Consider the following 19,276-nt stretch of genomic DNA (forward strand, 5'->3'; position numbering starts at 1 on the left):
GCGGGCCCTCGCTGCCGCGGCGGCGCTCCTCCTCGGCGGGGCCGGCGCGCTCGCGGTGCGCCGCGCCGGGCGTCGCCGAGTGTAGCGCCCAGGCAGGCCGACCCCTGTGGTCCATCTCGATTCACAAGAAGTGGATCTTGAGATGGACCACAGAGGTCGGCCAGGCTGTCGGGTATGACACACCACAGCGAAACCTCACACCCCCAGACCGCCAACACCGAGCACCTCACCGGGGGCGTCATCATGGACGTCGTGACCCCCGAGCAAGCGCGCATCGCTGAGCAGGCCGGCGCCGTCGCCGTCATGGCGCTCGAACGCGTGCCCGCGGACATCCGCGCGCAGGGCGGCGTCGCGCGCATGAGCGATCCCGAGCTGATCGCCGGCATCCAGGCCGCGGTATCGATCCCGGTGATGGCTAAGGCACGCATCGGGCACTTCGTCGAAGCGCAGATCCTCGGGGCGATCGGGATCGACTTCATCGACGAGTCCGAGGTGCTGAGCCCGGCAGACTACGCGCACCACATCGACAAGCGCGCGTTCAGCGTCCCCTTCGTGTGCGGCGCGACGAACCTCGGCGAGGCGCTCCGCCGCATCGCCGAGGGCGCGGCCATGATCCGCTCGAAGGGCGAGGCGGGCACCGGCGACGTCTCCGAGGCGACCAGGCATCTCCGCACCATCCGAATGGAGATCGCACGCCTGAAGGGCCTCGACGCGTCGGAGCTGTACGTCGAGGCCAAGGAGCTTCGTGCGCCGCTCGAGCTCGTGCGCGAGGTCGCGGCCGCCGGGCGGCTGCCCGTCCCCCTCCTCACCGCTGGCGGCATCGCCACCCCCGCCGACGCCGCGATGATGATGCAGCTCGGCGCCGACGGCGTGTTCGTCGGCTCCGGGATCTTCACCACCGGCGACCCGGAGCGCCGCGCCGCGGCGATCGTGTCGGCAACGCGGAACTTCGCCGACCCGGACGCGGTCGCCGCCGCCTCGCGCGGGCTCGGACCGGCCATGGTGGGGATCAGCGTCGCCGACCTCCCCGCGCCGCACCGGCTCGCCGAGCGCGGCTGGTAGCGGGGAAGGCCGCGCGCTGGCTGGGGCTAGCCGAGCTCCTCGGACAGCTCCAGCCACGACTCCTCGAGCTCGCCCACCTCAGCCTCGAGCGCGGTGATCTTCGCCATCTCCGCATTGAGCAGGGTGTAATCGCTCTGGTCGAGCGTGGCGAGCCGATCCCGATCCCGCGCGATCTGCTGCTGCAGCTTCTCGAGCTTCCGCTCCACCGCGGCCAGCTCCTTCTGGGCCGCGCGCAGCTCCGCGCCGCTCAGCTTCGGCGCGGACGCCGCGGGGCTCGCGGCCCCAGCCGCGCCAGCCGCGCCAGCCGCGCTCGCGCCCGCTCCCCCGTCGCGCTTCGCGGTCTCCTCGGCGCCACGCAGCTCAAGGTACTGATCGACCCCGCCAGGCAGGTGCCGCAGCTTCCGGTCGAAGATCGCGTACTGCTGATCGGTGACGCGCTCCAGGAAGTAGCGGTCGTGCGACACGACGATGAGCGTGCCCGGCCAGGAATCGAGCAGATCCTCCATCGCGGCGAGCATGTCGGTGTCGAGATCGTTCGTCGGCTCGTCGAGAATCAGCACGTTCGGCTGGTTGAGCAGGATGAGCAGCAGCTGCAGGCGACGCTTCTGGCCGCCCGACAGATCCTTCACCGGAGTGGACAGCTGCGCGCTCGAGAAGCCCATGCGCTCGAGCAGCTGGCCCGGCGTGAGCTCCTGCGCTTTCGATCCGCTGCCCACCGTGAAGCTCGTGCGGAGGCGGCCGATCACGGTGCGCACGGGCTCCGTGAGGTGCTCCTCGAGCTCATCGAGGCGCTGCGTGAGCGTCGCCACCTGCACGGTGCTGCCGCGCTTCACCGTACCGCTCGTCGGCTCCGTCGTGCCCGAGATGAGGCCGAGCAGCGTCGACTTGCCCGCGCCGTTCACGCCGAGGATGCCCGTGCGCTCACCCGGCGCGAGCCGCCACTCGACGTCCTCGAGGATCACCCGGTCGCCGTAGCTCACGCCGGCGTCGAGGAGGTTCACGACCTCCTTGCCGAGGCGGGCGACGGCCATCGACTGCAGGGACACGCGGTCGCGGATCTCCGGCACGTCGGCGATGAGCTCGTTCGCGGCGTCGATGCGGAACTTCGGCTTCGAGGTGCGCGCCGGGGCGCCGCGGCGCAGCCAGGCGAGCTCCTTCCGCGCCAGGTTCTGGCGCTTCTGCTCGATCGTTGCGGCCTGCCGATCCCGCTCAACGCGCTGCAGGATGTACGCCGCGTAGCCGCCCTCGAAGGGCTCGACGATGCGATCGTGCACCTCCCAGGTGGTGGTGCACACCTCGTCGAGGAACCACCGGTCGTGCGTCACCACGAGCAGCGCGCCCTGGCCGCGCGGCCAGCGCCGCTTCAGGTGGTCGGCGAGCCAGGCGATGCCCTCGACGTCAAGGTGGTTCGTCGGCTCGTCGAGGAAGAGGATGTCGTACTCGCCGGACAGGAGCCGCGCGAGCGCAACGCGGCGACGCTGGCCGCCCGAGAGCGAGTCGACCGGCGCGTCCCACGGCAGATCCGAGACGAGGCCCGCGATCACCTCGCGCGTGCGCGGATCGCCCGCCCACTCGTACTCGACGCGGTCGCCAACGATCGCGCGGCCGACGGTCTCCCCGGCGTCAAACACGTCGGCCTGATCCAGCACCCCGATCGTCGTGCCACCGCGCACGGTGACCTTGCCGCCGTCGGGCTCGCGTCGCCCGGCCAGCATCATGAGGAGACTCGACTTGCCGTCACCGTTGCGGCCGACGATGCCGATGCGGTCGCCCTCGGCGACGCCGAGCGTCACCGCGTCGAACACGGTCTTGGTCGGTACTTCGAGGTGGAGGGCTTCTGCCCCGAGAAGATGTGCCATAACCCCTCAAGCGTAGTTCAGTTCGGTGAGGATCCCCCGCACCGCGCAGCCCGCCAGTACGCTAGAGGCGTCGCGCTGTGCGGCAGTCAGTCCCCGGGGAGGACCGGGCACCCGAGAAAGAGGAACGCCCGTGCCCGTTCGGACCCGGATCACCGCGGCGCTCGCGCCGCTCGCCGGCCCAGCACGCGCCCTCATCGGGCTCGCGGCCGCCGCGCTCGGCGCGACGCTGTTCCTCGCCCCGCTCTCCGCACATCAGATCGCCGTCGTCACCGGCATCGGCCTCGCGCTGATCGGGATCGCTGCGCTGCTGATTCCCACCGTCGACGGGGTGACCCGTGCGGCCGCGCGCGCCCTCGGCGTCGTGCTGCTCGCCGCTGGCGCGCTGATCGCGCTCTGGCCGAGCGGCGGCGCCCCGTGGCTCGCCTTTCTCGTGGGGGCCGCGCTCGTCTGCGCGGGAATCTTCCAGGTCGTGCAGGTGGTGCGGGGCGGCGGCGACTCCCGGGTGACGAGCGTCATCGGGGCGCTCGCGTGCGTTGCCTTCGGCCTCGTCGCGTTCTCCTGGCCGGTGCTCACGCTCACCGTATTCCGGCTCGGGGTGGGAGCCTTCCTCGTGTTCTTCGGGCTGCAGCTCGTGTTCTTCGCGCTGTCCAAGCGCGAGCCGGCCGCTCGCCGTCCGCGCGGCCGGCTCGCGCGGTGGTCGCGCACCGCGGGGGCCGTGCTCTCGCTGGTCCTCGCCGTCGCGCTCGCGCTCGGCACCGGGTGGATCCTCGGCGGCGTGCCGCTCCCCCAGCCGGGGAAGTTCTACGCCGCCCCCGAGCAGGTCCCTGCTGAGCCAGGCCAGCTCCTCCGCACCGAGCGCCTGAGCACCGGGGTGCCGCGCGGCGCCGAGGCGTGGCGCATCCTCTACACCACGACGAACGCCGACGGGACGCCGGCCCTCTCGAGCGGCACGATCGTCGCCCCGAAGCGCCGCGGCGGCGATCCGCTCCCGCTGCTCTCCGTCGCGCACGGCACCACCGGCGTCGCGGCGAAGTGCGCGCCCTCCCTGAGCGCCACGCCGTTCGCCGATGGGGCAGGCGCGGCACTCGCGCAGCTCGTCACCGAGCACGGCTGGGCCGCGGTGACCTCCGACTACATCGGGCTCGGCACCGCGGGAACGCACCCCTATCTCGTCGGCGAGGCCGAGGCGCGCAACGTGCTCGACGCCGCCCGCGCGGCGCAGCAGTTCGCTGAGCTCTCCGTGTCCTCGGAGACCGTGGTCTGGGGGCATTCCCAGGGCGGCCAGGGCGCGCTCTGGACGGGGCAGATCGCCGCCGACTACGCGCCCGAGATCGGGATCGCCGGCGTCGCGGCGTTCGCGCCGGCTGCGAACCTCTACGGGCTCGCCGAGGTCAACAAGAACGAGGCGACGGGCAAGACCGTGTCCGCGTACATCGCCGCGACCTGGGATGACCTCTTCCCCGAGCTCGGCCTCGCCGCGGAGCTCACGCCCGGCTCGGGCCGGGGCGTCGAGAAGATCCAGGACCTGTGCTTCAACGGCCAGGACGTGCTCGCCGCGATCCTGCGCGGCACGCAGGTGCCGAACCAGATCTTCCCCGACCGCGTGCTCGCCGGTGAGTTCGGCCGGCTCCTGCGTGCGCAGACGCCGATCGGCCCGTTCCCCGCCCCGGTTCTCGTGGCGCAGGGCCTCGCGGACCCGCTCGTGCGGCCCGAGCAGCAGCGCGAGTGGGTGGCGGATCGCTGCGCGGACGGCGCCGAGCTCGACTACCGCGAGTACGCCGACCTCGACCACCTCTCACTGGTGGCCGAGGACTCCCCGCTCACGCCCCAGCTCATCAGCTGGACGCTGGATCGCTGGGCGGGCACGCCCACCGTCGGCGACTGCGGGACGTCCTAGACGCAGCAGGACCCGCCGCAGCAGGAGCCGCCGGCCTCGCTGTCGCCCAGCAGATTCAGGATCTCGCGGGTCTCCGCGTCGGCGAAGCCCGCGGCGCTCTCGAGCCCACCGGCGCTCTCGAGGCCAGCGGGGGCGGTCGCAGCTGCTGTCTCGGCTGGGGCGTTCTGTGTGGTCTTCGTGGTCTCAGTCATTGGGTGTCCTCTCGGCTGGTTGTGGGGAAAGCGTGACCGCGCTAGGCGTCGACCGGCTCGGCTGCGCTCGGCTCGCCGGCCCGGCCGAGCTCCAGCACCTGCGCGAGCACGTTCTCGAACGCGTCGGCCGGCTGCGCGCCGGAGACGCCGTACTTCTGATCGAGCAGGAAGAACGGCACCCCGTTGATCCCGAGCATCTGTGCGCGCGTGATGTCGCTGTCGACCTGCGCGCCGAGCGCGTCGTCCTCGAGCGCGGCGCGCACGGCGTCGGGATCCAGCCCGATCTCCTGCCCGAGCGCGGCGAGCGTGTCGGCGTTGGACATGTCCGCACCCTCGGCGAAGTACGCGCGGAACAGGCGCTCCTGCAGCTCCTGCTGGACGCCCTCCGCCTTCGCGAGGTGCAGCACCCGGTGCGCGCGTCGCGTGTTCGCGTGCTGCACGCGTGAGAAGTCGAAGGTGATCCCCTCCGCAGCGGCCATCTCGGTCATCTGCCCGAGCATCTGCTCCACCTGCGCGGCCGGCATGCCCTTGTGCGTCACGAGGAAGTCCACTTCGCTGCCCTGGAAATCAAGTGGCGTATCCGGTGCCAGCTCAAAGCTGTGGCTCTCCACCTCGATCGTCACATCGGGGTGCGCAGCCGTGAACGCCTGGACCCCCGCCTCAAAGCGGTGCTTGCCGATGTAGCACCACGGGCAGGCGATGTCGGACCAGATATCTACACGAATCGTTTCACTCACGCCCGGTGCAACCGCGCGATCCGCTCGGCTATTCCCGGGCGGGGCGATTCTGGGCTGCGGGCTCCTCGCGCCGCTCAGCCCCAGTGCGGCTCAGCCCTGCGAGTCGAGCACGCGCGCGCCGGGCACCGGGCCCGTCACCGTGAGCGCGCGCACGCCGCGGTTCACGAGCAGGCTCCGCAGCTCGGCGGCCGACTGCGGATCGTCGACGAGGAACGCGACGGTCGGCCCCGATCCCGAGACGATGCCGGCGAGCGCGCCGCGGGACTCCCCGAGTTCGAGGAGCTCCGCGAGCTCCGGGGCCAGCTTCAACGCGGCGACCTGCAGGTCGTTGTGCATCGAGTCGGCGAGCGAGTCGGCGTCGCCGATCCGCACGGCCTGCAGCACCGCGGTGTCCACCTTCACGAGGTCCGGCTGCGGGCCGAGATCGCCCGCGTAGGTGTCGCGGTGCCGGTCGAGCGTTCCGTAGACCGTCGGCGTGCTGAGCCCCAGATCGGACAGGGCAAGCACCCAGTGGAAGTTGCCCTTCGCGAGCGCCGGGCTGAGTTCGTCGCCGCGCCCCGTCCCGACCGCGGTGCCGCCCTCGAGCGCGAACGGCACGTCGGCGCCGAGCTCCGCAGCGAGCGGCAGCAGACCGGCGCGGCCGAGGCCGGTGCCCCACAGCTCGTCGCAGGCCACGAGTGTCGCCGCGGCGTCGGCGGAGCCGCCGCCCATGCCACCGGCGATGGGCACGCGCTTCACGATCGTGAGCGCAACGCCGCCCGTGTACCCCGTGTGCTCGGCGAGCCGGCGCGCGGCGATGATGGCGAGGTTCGTGTCGTCGGTGGCGAGTGCGCTGGAGTCGATCGGCCCGGTGAACTGCACGGAGAAGTCGTCAGCGACGGTCGCGGTGACCTCCTCGAAGAGCGACACTGCCTGGTAGAGCGAGGCCACGTCGTGGTAGCCGTCCTCCTGCAGTGCACCCACACGGAAGTAGACGTTGATCTTCCCCGGTGCCCGCACCGTCACCGTGCGCTTCGAATTCGGGCTCATACGTACAAACTAGCGCACCGGGCGGCTCGACTTTTCCACCGTGTCACAGGGCGACGTGCGGCGCAGGCAAGCTCCGCCCACCGGACTCCGTGCCCCACTCCACCCCAACTCACTCCGACCGCCCTCAACCCGCCGGAGAAATCTGAATTCTCGGAGGCATTCGAGCGGATTCGCCCGAAAACTCGAATTTCTCCGGCGGAAGTGGTGCGGGTTCGCGCGAATCGGCGGAAGTGGTGCGGGTTCGCGCGCATCGGCGCACGCGGTGCGGGTTCGCGCGGGTCAGTACGGATCAGCGGCCGTTGGCGCGAGCAATCGCGAGGTAGTCCTCAATGCTGAGCTGCTCGGCGCGCAGCGTCGGGTCGATCCCAGCGGCCTCGATCGTCGCCACCGCACCCTCGAGCGGCCCGAGCACGGCCTGCAGCGACTGCCGCAGCATCTTGCGCCGCTGCGCGAACGCCGCGTTCACGAGCGCAAAGGTGCGATCCCGCTCTGCGATCGTGCCGCGAGGCTCGGCGCGGCGCTCGTAGCCGACGAGCACCGAGTCGACGCCGGGCACCGGCCAGAAGATGCGGCGGCTCACGGTTCCCGCGATCCGCCACGGCCCGTACCAGGCCGCCTTCGCGCTCGGCGCGCCGTACTCCTTGCTGCCCGGCTGCGCTGCGATCCGGTACCCCACCTCGGCCTGCACCATGACGAGCCCACCGCGCAGCTCCGGGATGAGTTCGAGCAGGTGCATGAGGATCGGCACCGACACGTTGTACGGCAGGTTCGCGACGAGCAGCTCGGGCGGCGCGGGGAGCTCAGCGAGCATCTCGGCCGTGACCTCGAGTGCGTCGCTGCGCACCACGCGAAAGCGTTCGCTCGCGTCGGGCTGCATGGCGCGCACGGTGGCGGGCAGCTCGGCGGCCAGCCGATGATCGATCTCCACCGCGGTCACGTCGGCGCCGGCCTCCGTGATCCCGAGCGTCAGCGAGCCGAGCCCCGGGCCCACCTCGATGACGCGGTCGCCAGCGTCGACCCCCGCCAAGCGCACGATCTTGCGCACGGTGTTGGGGTCGATCACGAAGTTCTGCCCGAGCTTTTTCGTCGGCGAGACGCCGAGGCGCTCCGCGAGCTCGCGCACCTCGGCCGGCCCGAGGAGCGCGGGGGTGTCGGCCCCGCTCACGCGGCGTCCTCCACGGGATCCCAAGAGCCATACACGCGCTCGGTGTTCGCCGCGATCTGCGTGCAGAGCTCCGCGAGGGGCAGCTCGAGCGACTCGGCCATGCGCCGCACGGTGACCGGCAGCAGGTAGGGCGCGTTGGGGCGCCCGCGATGCGGCTCCGGGGTGAGGAACGGCGCGTCGGTCTCGGCGAGGATCAACTCGGGCCGCGCGACCGCGAGCGCCTCGCGCAGCGCCGGCGCATTCTTGAACGTCGTCGTGCCGGCGAACGACATGTACCAGCCGTGCTCGTTGCAGATGCGCGCGAGCCGCGCGTCCCCGGAGAAGCAGTGGAACACCGTGCGCTCGGGGGCGCCGACCCGGGTGAGCGTCGCGACGACCTCGTCGTGCGCGTCACGGTCGTGGATCTGCAGCGCGATCCCGTTCGCCTTCGCGATCTCGATGTGCGTTTCGAACGCCTCGATCTGCGCTTCGCGCCCGTCCTCCCCCGTGCGGAAGAAGTCGAGGCCGGTCTCACCGACCGCGCGCACGCGCGGTTCAGCTGCGAGACGCGAGATCTCCGAAAGGTGCGCGCTCAGCTCGCCGCGCGCAAACAGCTTCGGCGCTTCGTTCGGGTGCAGCGCAACGGCGGCGAGCACGCGCGGATCGCTCGCGGCGAGCTGGGCGCTCCACCGGCTCGTTTCGAGGTCGGTGCCGACCTGCACCACGCCGCGCACGCCAACCGCGGCAGCCCGATCGAGCGATTCGAGGGGCTCGAGCTGGTCGATCCCATCCTCGAACTCCAGGTGCGTGTGGTTGTCGTAGAGCGGTACGGGCAAGGGTTCCGGTGCCGCAGGGCGCGTCAGATCGCGCCCAGGCGCCCCGACCCGCTTCCGCAGGCCGGGAGCTGGAGTGTCGGTACTCACTTCGCGGCACCGCCCGTGGTGGGCATCTCAGCCTCAATGCGCGGGAACAGCACGGCGAGTGCGTGCTGCTGCGTGCCAGCGGGGAGTCGACCCCACGCGCCAGCCTCGCGGATCGGCTGCGCCGCGAGCGCGCCGAGCGTCTCCTCCGCGCCGAGCGCGGTCCAGAGCTTCGCGGTGGCTTCGGGGACCACCGGTGCGAGCAGCTCGGCGAGCACGCGCAGCCCCTCGCTCGTGGTGTAAAGCACCGTGCTGAGGCGCTCACGCTGTGCGGGATCCTTCGCGAGCGCCCAGGGCTCCTGCTCGGTGATGTAGCCGTTCAGCGCATCGACCAGCTCCCAGATCGCGGCAATCGCCTCGTGGATCGCGAACGCCTCGATCCGCTCGTCGGCGCGGCTCGCGACACTCGCCGCGAGCTCGCGGATCGCGGCGTCAGCTGCGGTCTCGGCGCCGGCCTCCGGCACACGAGCATCGAAGTACTTCGCGTTCATCGCGAGCACGCGGCTCGCGAGGTTGCCGAAGCCGTTGGCGAGCTCCGCGTGGTAGCGGGCCGCGAGGTCCTCCCAGCTGAACGAGCCGTCCTGGCCAAAGGAGACCGCGCGCATGAAGTAGTAGCGGAACGCGTCGGCACCGAACGTGTCGGTGATCTCGTTCGGCGCGATTCCGGTGAGCTTCGACTTCGACATCTTCTCGCCGCCGACCAGCAGCCAGCCGTGCGCGAACACGTTCGTCGGCACGTCAAGCCCTGCCGCCATGAGCATGGCCGGCCAGATCACCGCGTGGAAACGGAGAATGTCCTTGCCAACGATCTGCACCGAGGGCCAGTGCCGCAGATCAGCGGTGGGATCCGCGGGGTTCGCGCCGTAGCCGCGCGCGGTGATGTAGTTCAGCAGCGCGTCGAACCACACGTAGGTGACGTGCGAGGAGTCCCACGGGATCGGAACGCCCCAGTCAAAGGAGGTCCGCGAGATCGAGAGATCCTCGAGCCCCTGCTGCACGAATGCGATGACCTCGTTGCGCGCGCTCGCCGGCTGCACGAACTCGGGGTGCTCCTCGTAGAGCGCGAGCAGGCGATCCTGGAACGCGCTCATCTTGAAGAAGTAGTTCTTCTCCTGCAGCAGTTCGAGCGGCTTCGAGTGGATCGCGCAGACCTTCTCGCCCTCGAACGCGCCCTCCCCGTCGACGATCTCGCTCTTCGGCTTGAACTCCTCACAGCCGACGCAGTACAGCGCCTCGAACTCGCCAGCGTACACGTGCCCATCGTCGTACAGCTTCTGCAGGAACACGGCGACACCGGCCTCGTGGCGCGCGTCGGTGGTGCGAATGAAATCGTCGTTCGAGATGTTGATCGTGTCGAGCAGCGGCTTCCATGCCGTCTCAACGAGGCGATCCGCCCACTCCTTCGGCGCAACCCCGTTGGCGGTCGCGGTGCGCAGGATCTTCTGGCCGTGCTCGTCGGTGCCGGTGAGGAAGAACGTGTCGTCGCCCGCCTGGCGGTGCCAGCGCGCAAGCACGTCGGCGGCCACCTCGGTGTACGCATGTCCGATGTGCGGGGCATCGTTGACGTAGAAGATCGGGGTGGAGACAGAGAACGACGGGGTCTTGGGCATACCCACCAGTCTATTCGCTCCACGGCGGCTTGCGCCCCGTGTTACAGCTCGGCGTCCTCAGCCGCGTCAGCGATCAGGATCTCCGGCTCGTGCCGCACGGGGAAGTTGACGGAGTTCGCGATGAAGCAGACCGCGCGGGCCTCCGCGTGTGCGGCGCGCGCCGCCTCGATCATGCTCGCCTCGGCGACGGTGACACGCGGCCGGAGCACGACCTCCTCGAACGCGCCGCCCAACCCGGCCTGGCGCATCGTGCCGGACGCCGCGTCCTCGTACGCCGTCACCACCACGCCGGCGCGCACCGCCATATGGAGGTAGGAGAGCATGTGGCACTGCGCGAGCGCCGCGACGAGCAACTCCTCCGGGTTCCACCGCTCCGCGTTGCCGTGAAACGTTGGGTCTGCGGATCCCGCAAGCGGATCCTTCTCAGCGGCATGGATGAGGAGCTCACGACCGTACTCGCGATACCCGCTCGTGCCGGATCCGCGGTTGCCCACCCATTCAACGCCGACCCGGTACTCGTGCACGTCTTTCATAGATTCATGGTAGCTCGCACCCCCGTCACTGGACCCGGGAGTAGTATCGAGTTCATGACCGAAGGCACCATCGAAGCACCTGTCAGTTCTGAGGCGTCGCAGCAGGAGACCACCGTCCCCCAAACGCGCCGCGTCGTCACCGAGATCCCTGGGCCTCGCTCCCAGGCCATCCACGCTCGGCGGCAGGCCGTCGTCCCGCCCGGGGTGCACAGCGTGCTCCCCGTCTACATCGAGCGCGCGCACGACTCGATCCTGGTCGATGTCGATGGAAACCACATCATTGACGTGTGCGGTGGCATCGGAGTCACCACGATCGGTCACACCGACGACGCGGTCGTCGCAGCGGCAACCGCACAGCTGCAGAAGGTGACGCACACACTCTTCACGATGACGCCGTATGAGCCGTACGTGCAGGTCGCCGAGCATCTCGCACAGCACGTGCCGGGATCCACCGCGGATGCCCCGTACAAGACGCTCCTCATGAACTCGGGCGCTGAGGCCGTGGAGAATGGCGTCAAGATCGCGCGCAAGTACACCGGCCGCCCCGGCGTCGCCGTGCTCGAGCACGCCTACCACGGCCGCACCATGCTGACCTCGAGCATGAACCACAAGGCCGCGCCCTACGCGCTCGGCTACGGCCCGCGCGCCGGCGACATCTACAAGGCGCCGAACTCCTACCCGCTGCAGGACGGGCTGAGTGGCGCCGAGGCTGCCGCGCGCACCATCGCACACCTGGAGAAGACCGCCGGCGCTGAGGATCTCGCCTGCCTCGTCGTCGAGCCGATCCAGGGCGAGGGCGGCTTCATCGTCCCAGCCGACGGCTTCCTGCCCGCGCTCGCCGAGTGGTGCCGCGCGAACGGCATCGTCTTCATCGCCGACGAGGTGCAGGCCGGTATGGCACGCACGGGCACCGTGTTCTCGATCGAGCAGTTCGGCGTGCAGCCCGACATCGTGCTCTCGGCGAAGGGCATCGCGGGCGGCCTGCCGCTCGCCGGGATCACCGGCCGCGCCGAGATCATGGACAAGTCGCAGCCCGGCGGGCTCGGCGGCACCTTCGGCGGCAACCCGGTCTCGTGCGCGGCAGCGGTTGCCGTGTTCGAGCAGATCGAGTCGCAGGGCCTCCTCGCCGAGGCGCAGCGGATCGAGCGCGTCTTTGGCGCCGGCCTGGAGCGCCTGAAGGCGGCTCACCCGGCCATCGCCGAGGTGCGCGGCAAGGGTGCGATGCTCGCGATCGAGGTCGTGCAGCCCGGCACGCTGACGCCGAACCCCGAGCTCGTCGCACAGGTGATCGACTTCGCCGCTCAGCAGGGCGTGCTGCTGCTCAGCTCGGGCGTCCACAACCAGGCGATCCGTTTCCTGCCGTCGCTCAAGACGAGCGACGAGCTGCTGGAAGACGTGGTGAGCGTGCTCGACGCGGCGTTCACCGCCGCTGGCGCGTAGCCTTCCTGCACCGCACCGAGTGCCCGGGCCCCGAGGGGGTCCGGGCACTCGGTCGTTTGTGGGGGTGTGGTGTGGGCGGCGTGAGGTGGTGTGGGTGGTGTGAGGTGGTGTGAGGTGGTGTGGGTGGTGTGAGGTGCGTCCCCTGCTCGCTCCGATCGGTCTCTTCCAGCCCTGTCCAGTCCCGCTCGGTCCCCTCCCGCTCCGCGCACCCCCACACTCGGAGAAATCGCAATTCTCGGACCCTTTCGCGGGCACGCCTCCGAGATTCCAGATTTCTCCGCGTTCTACGGTGACCCCTCTGACTGCTCGCCCGCGGCACACGCCCGAGCCTCGCCCGGGCCAGCCTGCATTCACCTGCGCCCACCCGCTTTCACACGGAGAAATCGCAAGTCTCGGAGCGGAAACCCACGCGGCGTCCGAAATATCAGATTTCTCCGTGCGTGGGGGGGCGGGCGGTGGGGTGCAGGGGCGCAGGGATGGGATGAAGGGCAGACGCGGGGCGCGGGGCGCTAGTCCTGGTCAGCGATACCCGCGAGCAGCGCGCGGAGCGCGAGCACCGCGAAGCGGGACTCCTCGCGCGCCAGCACCCGCTCCCCGGAGTCCGCGGAGTCGTCACGCAGCCGCTCGTCAGCCCGCACGAGCACGGAGATCAGCGCCGCACTCAACTCGCGCACCTCCGCGCGGTGCTCGGGCACCCGCCGCCCGAACAGCAGGGCCTCAATGCCCAGCGTCGTCGCCGAGGCAAGCTCCGCTCGCGCGTGCGCGGAATCCGAGAACAGGCCGGCCGCCGCGGTGTCGCCAGCGGCGGTCTCCGAGGCAGCGGTATCCCCCGCAGCCGCCTCGCCCTCGCCCTCGCCTCCGCCCGCGTCTGGAGCCACAGCGGCGCCCGCAGCTATGTCAGCCTCGGCCGCCGCGAGCTCCTCCTCCATCCGCTCGACCGTGTGCCGCACCGCCGCGAGGAACACCTGCTCCTTTGAACCGAAGTGGCTGTACACGGCCCCCTTCGTGAAGCCCGCCGCCTGCGCGATGTCCTCGAGCGACACCCCGGAAAAACCGCGCTCGGCGAAGAGCCTGGCCGCCTGCACCAGCAATTGCTCTCGCGTGCTCAGCGGCTTGGCGCGCTGCTCGACCCAGGCGCTTGCCTGCGCGAGCGCCTGCGCCGCGGCGAGGAGCCCTTTCGTCACCCCGGTCTCAGCCGACGCGCCGGCCACGCCGAGGCTCTGCCCCAGCTGGCCCGCCGCCTCGGCAAGCGCCTTCGCCGCGTCGCGGAGCTTCTGCTCGCCGTGTCCCGCGGAGTCCGGACTCCCGTGCTGTGTCGCCATGCCAGCAGTCTAGCGTGAGGACGACCGGAAAAATACTTACGGGAATCCCGATTGTGCACCTAGATACTCTTGGGTATGTTCATACTCACCAGCATCCCGATGCCGAGAGGACCCCCATGCACGCCATGCCCCCACCCCCAGCAACGTCACCGCACTCCGGCGGAGCGCCCCCGCTAGCCCCCCGCGGAACACCCCCGCACCGCGACGCGTCCACCTCCCCCGTCCTCGAAATCACCGACCTCGTGAAGCGCTATCGCAGGCGCAGCGCGCCGGCGAACGACGGGATCACTCTCACGGCGCACCCCGGACGCGTGCTCGGCGTGCTCGGCCACAACGGGGCTGGAAAGACCACCCTGGTCAACCAGATCGTCGGGCTCCTCCGACCCGACTCCGGGACCATCTCACTCGCGGGGATCGACGCGATCGCCCAACCGGCGCGCGCCCGCGAACTCGTATCCGTGCAGGCGCAGGCCAACGTGCCCATCACCGGCCTCACACCGCGCGCGGCGATCGAGCTCGTCGGACGGATCCGCGGCGGCGGTCAGCGCGAGGTGCGCTCCCGCACGGCCGAGCTGCTCGACGCGCTCGACCTCGGCCCCTGGGCCGACACCCCAGCGGAGAAGGTCTCGGGCGGCGTGGCGAGGCTCACCGCGTTCTGCATGACGGCGGTGCGCCCCGGCGCGCTCGTGATCCTCGACGAGCCAACCAACGACGTCGACCCGGCCAGACGCCGACTCCTCTGGAACGCGATCCGCGCCACCGCTGCGGAGGGCGCGGCCGTGCTGCTCGTCACCCACAACGTCCGCGAGGCGGAGCGCGCAGTCGACGAGCTCATTGTGCTCGACCGCGGCAGAACGCTCGCGAGCGGCACCCCGGCGCAGCTCACCGCGCACCTCAGCGATCAGCTGCTCCTCGAACTGGATACCCCGCACCTCCCGCAACTGCCCACTGGGCTCGCGGTGATCAGCTCGGGCGGCGGCCGCACGACCGTCGCGGTGCCAGCGGCGCGCAGCGCACACGCGGTCGAGTGGGCCCAGCAGGAGCAGCACCAGGGCAGGATCGAGCGCTTCGCGCTCACACCCCCATCGCTCGAGGACGCGTATCTGGAACTCGTCGGTTCGGAATCGGAGGACGCAGCATGAGCACCCACCACGCCACAACACACCACACACGCCTCTCACACCCCACCCACGATCCCGCACCCACCCGGCGCACCACGGCGCTCGGCGGGCTCGCGAGCGCCCGCTTCCTGCTCGTCTGGCAGCTCCGCCGTCAGGCCCAGTTCCTCCCGCTCATGGTGGTGGTGCAGACCGCGCTCGCGGTCTCAACGGTGCTGGGTTACGGGATCCTGATCGGGGACGTGCAGCCGCAGGCCGCCCTCTTCCTCGCCACCGGCGCACCGACGATCACGCTCATCACGGTGGGCCTCGTCATGACCCCGCAGCTCATGGCGCAGTCGCGCACGGAGGGCAGCGCGGACTGGCTGCGCACGCTGCCGGTGCCGCGCGCGGCGTTCCTCATCGCGGATCTCACGGTGTGGACGCTGCTCGCGCTCCCCGGGCTCGTGCTCGGCGCGCTCGCCGGCGCGCTGCGGTACGACATCGCGTACGCGATCCAGCCGTGGATCGTGCCGGTCGCCCTGCTCATCTCGCTCACGGCTGCCGCGATCGGCTACGCGTTCGCGGTGCTACTGCCGCCCGTTGTCGCCCAGCTGCTCACCCAGTTGCTCGTGTTCCTGCTCCTGCTGTTCTCCCCCGTGAGCTTTCCCGCGGAGAATCTGCCTGGGTGGCTGCGCGCGGCGCACACCGTGCTGCCGATCGAGTCGATGGCGAACCTCATGCGCGCGGGGCTCGCAGGGAACGACTTCACGACGTCGGGCAGCGATCTGCTGCTCGTGCTCGCGTGGTGCACGGCAGCGGTGACGGTCGCGATCCTCGCGCTCCGGCGGCGCGGCTAGCTGCCCTCGGTGGGCACCGGCACCGGCTCGGTGTCCACCTCGGCGTCGACGAGCTCGTCGAGCGAGAGACCGACGGACTCGACGCTCCCGGTGTCGATCACGTCGCCGACGGCGTGCACGTCGATCACGATGGCGGTCACGTTGTCGCGCCCGGCGTTCTCGACCGCCTGCTGCACGAGCATGCGGGCCGCGTCCTCCGCGGTGCGCTGCGTGGCAAGGAAGTGCTGGATCCCGATGTCGGTGAGTTCCTTGGTGAGCCCGTCGGAGCAGATGAGCAGCCGCTGGCCGGGGATCAACGCGAGCGACGTGTAGTCGGGGATCGGCGCCTCGTTGAAGCCGACGGCGCGCGTGATCACGTTGGCGTGCGGATGCGTCTCCGCCTCCTCCTCGGTGATCGCGCCGGTGTCGATGAGGTGCTGCACGACGGAGTGGTCGACGGTGATCTGGCTGAGCGCGCCCTTGAAGTACTGGTAGACGCGCGAGTCGCCGATGTTGAAGACGGTCCACGTCGGCGCCTCGGACGAGCCGAAGCACACACCGGTCACGGTCGTGCCGGCCCCGAGCTCGGTCTCACCGGCGTCGAGTTCGATGTCGTCGACCGCGTCGGAGAGCATGCTGTCGATGTCGCCCTCGAGCACGGTCGGGTTGCCCCCGAGCTCCGCGAGCCTGCGCACGACGGCGGCGGAGGCCACCTCGCCGGCGGAGTGGCCGCCCATACCGTCGGCCACGGCGAAGACTGGCGGGATCGTGACGTAGCTGTCCTGGTTGGTTTCGCGACGCCGACCGACGTCGGTCACCCCGCACCACGAGAGCTCGACCTCAAGCTCGGAGTCCGGACGGTAACGCAAACGGCGCCGGGAGCCATTCTCCCCGCGCACGGTCATCGCTTCCACCTCGTGAGCACCCGAGTATCCTACCGCGCCCGAGCGGCCCGCGCCGACGCCGCCCCTGACGCGCCCAGCTCGGTGATCAGGGTGAGTTCCCGAGCGGTCGGGTCGGCGGTGAGCTCCAGGTCGACGGAGCTGGCCCAGTCGAGCACCTCCGCGACCTCAGAAAACGCTGCGCCGGATCGGGCCAGCCGCCGCACGAGGTCGCCCTTCGCGGCCTTATTGAAGTGGTTGAGCGCGCGCACGGCACCGTCCTCACCGCGCTGCGCGACGTGCAGGAACCAGCCGCGACCTGCGGGAACGGGCGCGAGGGCCGCGTAGTCCTTGGAACGGAGGTCGAGCACCAGGCCGGCGTCCTCCCACGGCAGCACCGCGTGCGCGCGCCCCCAAACGCGCTTGAGCGGCGCCCCGAGCTGCGGCAGCCGTGAGCCTGCGGAGAGCCGGTACGCGGGGATCTCCTCGCCCGCGCCGATCAGGCCGAAGAGCGCCGACTGGACGGCGACGTGCGCGTCGAGCCAGTCGCGAGCCGAGGCGTCGAGCGACTCCGCGTCGAGCGCGTCGTACAGCACGCCGGTGTATCGCTCGATCGCGGGGAGCACGCCGCTGTCGCGCAACACGAGGTTGTGCTCGCGCTCCGCGCCGTTCTTCACGCCGAGCTTCAGCGCCTTCGCCGCCGCGACGGGATCCTCGCTGAGCTGCTCGAGCGCGGTGCGCACGGAGGCGCGCGCCTCCCCCAGCGCGTCGTGGTGGCGCAGTCGCTCGGGCGCGAAGGTCCCGGCGCCGCCCTGGCGCTTCGTCTCGGACGGTGGGAGCAGGATCAGCACGGGAGCCTTTCGGGGTGTGGGGCGTGCGTCACCGAGTGCCGGACCCGGTGACCGCGAAAACGGCTCGAGGCCGGTCGGCTCACCCCGCAGGGTGGCCGCCGGCCTCGAACTCGTGTGCGGCGGCTCGCTAGGCGAGCGTCGCCTTGCCAGCAACGATGGTCACGGTGTCGTGATCAACGGAGAGGAACCCGCCCTCCGCGTCGACCGTCACCTTCTCACCGGAGCCGGTGGTCACGCGGACCTCGCCGGCGCCCAGCAGTGCCAGGAGCGGCTCGTGGCCCGCGAGAATGCCGATCTCGCCCTCGACCGTCCGTGCGACGACCTGGGAGGCTTCGCCCGTCCAGACCTCGCGGTCGGCCGAGACGACACTCACGTTCAGCGAAGCCATGGCTTAGGCCATGTCCTTCTGCATCTGAGCCCACTTCTCCTCGACGTCGCTGATCGCGCCGACGTTGAAGAACGCCTGCTCGGCAACGTGGTCGAACTCGCCCTTGGCGATGGCGTCGAACGACTCGATGGTCTCCTTGAGGGGAACCGTGGAGCCCTCGACACCGGTGAACTTCTTCGCCATGTAGGTGTTCTGCGAGAGGAACTGCTGGATGCGACGTGCGCGCGATACCGTGATCTTGTCCTCTTCGGAGAGCTCGTCGACACCCAGGATCGCGATGATCTCCTGGAGCTCCTTGTTCTTCTGGAGGATCTGCTTGACCGTGGTCGCGACGCGGTAGTGGTCGGCGCCCAAGTAGCGGGGGTCCATGATGCGGCTGGACGAGGTCAGCGGATCGATCGCCGGGTACAGGCCCTTCGACGCGATCTCACGCGAGAGCTCGGTGGTGGCGTCGAGGTGTGCGAACGTGGTCGCGGGAGCCGGGTCGGTGTAGTCGTCCGCGGGGACGTAGATCGCCTGCAGCGAGGTGATCGAGTGACCGCGGGTCGAGGTGATGCGCTCCTGGAGGATGCCCATCTCGTCGGCGAGGTTCGGCTGGTAGCCCACAGCGGAGGGCATGCGGCCGAGCAGCGTCGAGACCTCGGAACCGGCCTGCGTGAAGCGGAAGATGTTGTCGATGAAGAGGAGGACGTCCTGCTTCTGCACATCGCGGAAGTACTCAGCCATGGTGAGAGCCGAGAGCGCGACGCGGAGACGGGTCCCCGGCGGCTCGTCCATCTGGCCGAACACGAGCGCGGTCTTGTCGAAGACGCCGGCCTCGTCCATCTCGTGGATGAGGTCGTTGCCCTCACGGGTGCGCTCGCCGACACCAGCGAACACCGACACACCACCGTGATCCTGCGCAACACGCTGGATCATCTCCTGGATGAGGACGGTCTTGCCGACGCCTGCGCCACCGAACAGACCGATCTTGCCGCCCTGCACGTAGGGGGTGAGGAGGTCGATCGACTTGATGCCGGTCTCGAAGAGCTGCGTCTTCGACTCGAGCTGGTCGAAGGCCGGCGGGGTGCGGTGGATGCTCCAGCGCTCGGTGACCTCGATGGTCTCGCCCTCGGGGAGGTTGAGCACATCACCGGTGACGTTGAACACCTTGCCCTTGGTGATGTCGCCGACGGGAACGGTGATCGACTCACCGGTGTCGAAGACCTCCTGGCCACGGACGAGACCGTCGGTGGGCTTCAGGGCGATGGCGCGAACCAGGTTGTCGCCGAGGTGCTGCGCAACCTCGAGGACGAGCTTCAGGGGCTCCTGGCCGTCACCGAAGTCGACGGTGGTCTGGAGCGCGTTGTAGACAGCGGGGATCGCGTCGTGCGGGAACTCGATGTCGACGACGGGGCCGGTCACGCGGGCAATGCGCCCGATGACCTGTGCGGCAGCCTCAGTCGCCACAGCGGCGGATTCGGTCATGATTCTCTC

The 19,276-nt window shown here is 70.3% G+C and carries 18 protein-coding genes; 5 read left to right on the plus strand and 13 right to left on the minus strand.

Annotated elements, in window-relative coordinates:
• Positions 1-174 precede the first annotated feature (174 nt).
• Positions 175-1,062 carry a pyridoxal 5'-phosphate synthase lyase subunit PdxS gene (gene pdxS, locus EGM46_RS03465; protein ID WP_125098782.1) on the plus strand — a complete coding sequence of 296 codons (888 nt, stop codon included), beginning with the start codon at positions 175-177 and terminating at the stop codon, positions 1,060-1,062.
• A gap of 26 nt (positions 1,063-1,088) precedes the next feature.
• Here pdxS and EGM46_RS03470 read toward each other — a convergent pair whose 3' ends face one another.
• Positions 1,089-2,921: an ABC-F family ATP-binding cassette domain-containing protein gene (locus tag EGM46_RS03470; protein ID WP_125098783.1), complete on the minus strand. Its 1,833-nt coding sequence runs from the start codon at positions 2,919-2,921 to the stop codon at positions 1,089-1,091.
• 130 nt (positions 2,922-3,051) lie between these two features.
• On the opposite strand from EGM46_RS03470, the gene EGM46_RS03475 reads away from it, so the two are divergent.
• Entirely contained in the window at positions 3,052-4,818 is a 1,767-nt protein-coding gene (locus EGM46_RS03475; protein ID WP_241156158.1) for a lipase family protein, read from the plus strand.
• On the opposite strand, the gene EGM46_RS03480 is transcribed toward EGM46_RS03475, so the two are convergent.
• The 7 genes from EGM46_RS03480 to EGM46_RS03510 form a co-directional block, all read right to left on the minus strand.
• Entirely contained in the window at positions 4,815-5,009 is a 195-nt protein-coding gene (locus EGM46_RS03480) for a hypothetical protein (RefSeq protein WP_125098784.1), read from the minus strand. The genes EGM46_RS03475 and EGM46_RS03480 overlap by 4 nt on opposite strands.
• A 41-nt stretch (positions 5,010-5,050) precedes the next feature.
• Positions 5,051-5,746, minus strand: coding sequence for a DsbA family oxidoreductase (locus EGM46_RS03485; RefSeq protein WP_125098785.1), 696 nt, complete (start codon positions 5,744-5,746; stop codon positions 5,051-5,053).
• A 90-nt stretch (positions 5,747-5,836) separates the two neighbouring features.
• Positions 5,837-6,775: a 4-(cytidine 5'-diphospho)-2-C-methyl-D-erythritol kinase gene (locus tag EGM46_RS03490; protein WP_125098786.1), complete on the minus strand. Its 939-nt coding sequence runs from the start codon at positions 6,773-6,775 to the stop codon at positions 5,837-5,839.
• Between the two features lie 289 nt (positions 6,776-7,064).
• Positions 7,065-7,940, minus strand: a complete 876-nt coding sequence (gene rsmA / locus EGM46_RS03495; RefSeq protein WP_125098787.1) for a 16S rRNA (adenine(1518)-N(6)/adenine(1519)-N(6))-dimethyltransferase RsmA — start codon at positions 7,938-7,940, stop codon at positions 7,065-7,067.
• Complete coding sequence (locus tag EGM46_RS03500) at positions 7,937-8,842, minus strand: TatD family hydrolase (protein WP_125098788.1); 906 nt, start codon at positions 8,840-8,842, stop codon at positions 7,937-7,939. Before EGM46_RS03500 ends, rsmA begins: the two co-directional genes overlap by 4 nt.
• Complete coding sequence (gene metG / locus EGM46_RS03505; protein ID WP_125098789.1) at positions 8,839-10,449, minus strand: methionine--tRNA ligase; 1,611 nt, start codon at positions 10,447-10,449, stop codon at positions 8,839-8,841. The genes EGM46_RS03500 and metG overlap by 4 nt, the downstream gene beginning before the upstream one ends.
• Before the next feature lie 41 nt (positions 10,450-10,490).
• A complete protein-coding gene (locus EGM46_RS03510; protein WP_125098790.1) occupies positions 10,491-10,982 on the minus strand; it encodes an OsmC family protein in 492 nt (163 codons plus the stop codon).
• Positions 10,983-11,036: 54 nt separating this feature from the next.
• On the opposite strand from EGM46_RS03510, the gene EGM46_RS03515 reads away from it, so the two are divergent.
• A complete protein-coding gene (locus EGM46_RS03515) occupies positions 11,037-12,422 on the plus strand; it encodes an aminotransferase class III-fold pyridoxal phosphate-dependent enzyme (RefSeq protein WP_125098791.1) in 1,386 nt (461 codons plus the stop codon).
• A gap of 509 nt (positions 12,423-12,931) precedes the next feature.
• Here EGM46_RS03515 and EGM46_RS03520 read toward each other — a convergent pair.
• The gene (locus EGM46_RS03520; protein WP_125098792.1) at positions 12,932-13,744 is read right to left on the minus strand and encodes a TetR/AcrR family transcriptional regulator; all 813 of its coding nucleotides are present in this window, start codon (positions 13,742-13,744) and stop codon (positions 12,932-12,934) included.
• 242 nt (positions 13,745-13,986) lie between these two features.
• Here EGM46_RS03520 and EGM46_RS03525 point away from each other — a divergent pair, with 242 nt between their 5' ends.
• Positions 13,987-14,886, plus strand: a complete 900-nt coding sequence (locus EGM46_RS03525; RefSeq protein WP_241156159.1) for an ABC transporter ATP-binding protein — start codon at positions 13,987-13,989, stop codon at positions 14,884-14,886.
• Entirely contained in the window at positions 14,883-15,701 is an 819-nt protein-coding gene (locus tag EGM46_RS03530) for an ABC transporter permease (RefSeq protein ID WP_125098793.1), read from the plus strand. Before EGM46_RS03525 ends, EGM46_RS03530 begins: the two co-directional genes overlap by 4 nt.
• Here the strand turns inward: EGM46_RS03530 and EGM46_RS03535 are convergent.
• The 4 genes from EGM46_RS03535 to atpD form a co-directional block, all read right to left on the minus strand.
• On the minus strand, positions 15,698-16,585 hold the full coding sequence (locus tag EGM46_RS03535) for a PP2C family protein-serine/threonine phosphatase (protein WP_125098794.1): 888 nt from the start codon (positions 16,583-16,585) through the stop codon (positions 15,698-15,700). The genes EGM46_RS03530 and EGM46_RS03535 overlap by 4 nt on opposite strands.
• Before the next feature lie 29 nt (positions 16,586-16,614).
• On the minus strand, positions 16,615-17,412 hold the full coding sequence (locus EGM46_RS03540) for a YaaA family protein (RefSeq protein WP_125098795.1): 798 nt from the start codon (positions 17,410-17,412) through the stop codon (positions 16,615-16,617).
• Between the two features lie 127 nt (positions 17,413-17,539).
• Entirely contained in the window at positions 17,540-17,800 is a 261-nt protein-coding gene (locus EGM46_RS03545) for a F0F1 ATP synthase subunit epsilon (protein ID WP_125098796.1), read from the minus strand.
• A gap of 3 nt (positions 17,801-17,803) precedes the next feature.
• Entirely contained in the window at positions 17,804-19,267 is a 1,464-nt protein-coding gene (gene atpD / locus EGM46_RS03550) for a F0F1 ATP synthase subunit beta (RefSeq protein ID WP_125098797.1), read from the minus strand.
• Positions 19,268-19,276: the final 9 nt, after the last annotated feature.

It is taken from the genome of Leucobacter chromiireducens (genome assembly GCF_003917135.1).
Classification (GTDB): Bacteria; Actinomycetota; Actinomycetes; order Actinomycetales; family Microbacteriaceae; genus Leucobacter; species Leucobacter chromiireducens_A.

Excerpts from the sequence above, each read along its gene's own strand:
- pdxS (WP_125098782.1), top strand. The coding sequence starts at position 175 with ATGACACACCACAGCGAAACCTCACACCCCCAGACCGCCAACACCGAG.
- EGM46_RS03470 (WP_125098783.1), bottom strand. The coding sequence starts at position 2,921 with ATGGCACATCTTCTCGGGGCAGAAGCCCTCCACCTCGAAGTACCGACC.
- EGM46_RS03480 (WP_125098784.1), bottom strand. The coding sequence starts at position 5,009 with ATGACTGAGACCACGAAGACCACACAGAACGCCCCAGCCGAGACAGCA.
- EGM46_RS03490 (WP_125098786.1), bottom strand. The coding sequence starts at position 6,775 with ATGAGCCCGAATTCGAAGCGCACGGTGACGGTGCGGGCACCGGGGAAG.
- metG (WP_125098789.1), bottom strand. The coding sequence starts at position 10,449 with ATGCCCAAGACCCCGTCGTTCTCTGTCTCCACCCCGATCTTCTACGTC.
- EGM46_RS03510 (WP_125098790.1), bottom strand. The coding sequence starts at position 10,982 with ATGAAAGACGTGCACGAGTACCGGGTCGGCGTTGAATGGGTGGGCAAC.
- EGM46_RS03515 (WP_125098791.1), top strand. The coding sequence starts at position 11,037 with ATGACCGAAGGCACCATCGAAGCACCTGTCAGTTCTGAGGCGTCGCAG.
- EGM46_RS03520 (WP_125098792.1), bottom strand. The coding sequence starts at position 13,744 with ATGGCGACACAGCACGGGAGTCCGGACTCCGCGGGACACGGCGAGCAG.
- EGM46_RS03530 (WP_125098793.1), top strand. The coding sequence starts at position 14,883 with ATGAGCACCCACCACGCCACAACACACCACACACGCCTCTCACACCCC.
- EGM46_RS03535 (WP_125098794.1), bottom strand. The coding sequence starts at position 16,585 with ATGACCGTGCGCGGGGAGAATGGCTCCCGGCGCCGTTTGCGTTACCGT.
- EGM46_RS03545 (WP_125098796.1), bottom strand. The coding sequence starts at position 17,800 with ATGGCTTCGCTGAACGTGAGTGTCGTCTCGGCCGACCGCGAGGTCTGG.
- atpD (WP_125098797.1), bottom strand. The coding sequence starts at position 19,267 with ATGACCGAATCCGCCGCTGTGGCGACTGAGGCTGCCGCACAGGTCATC.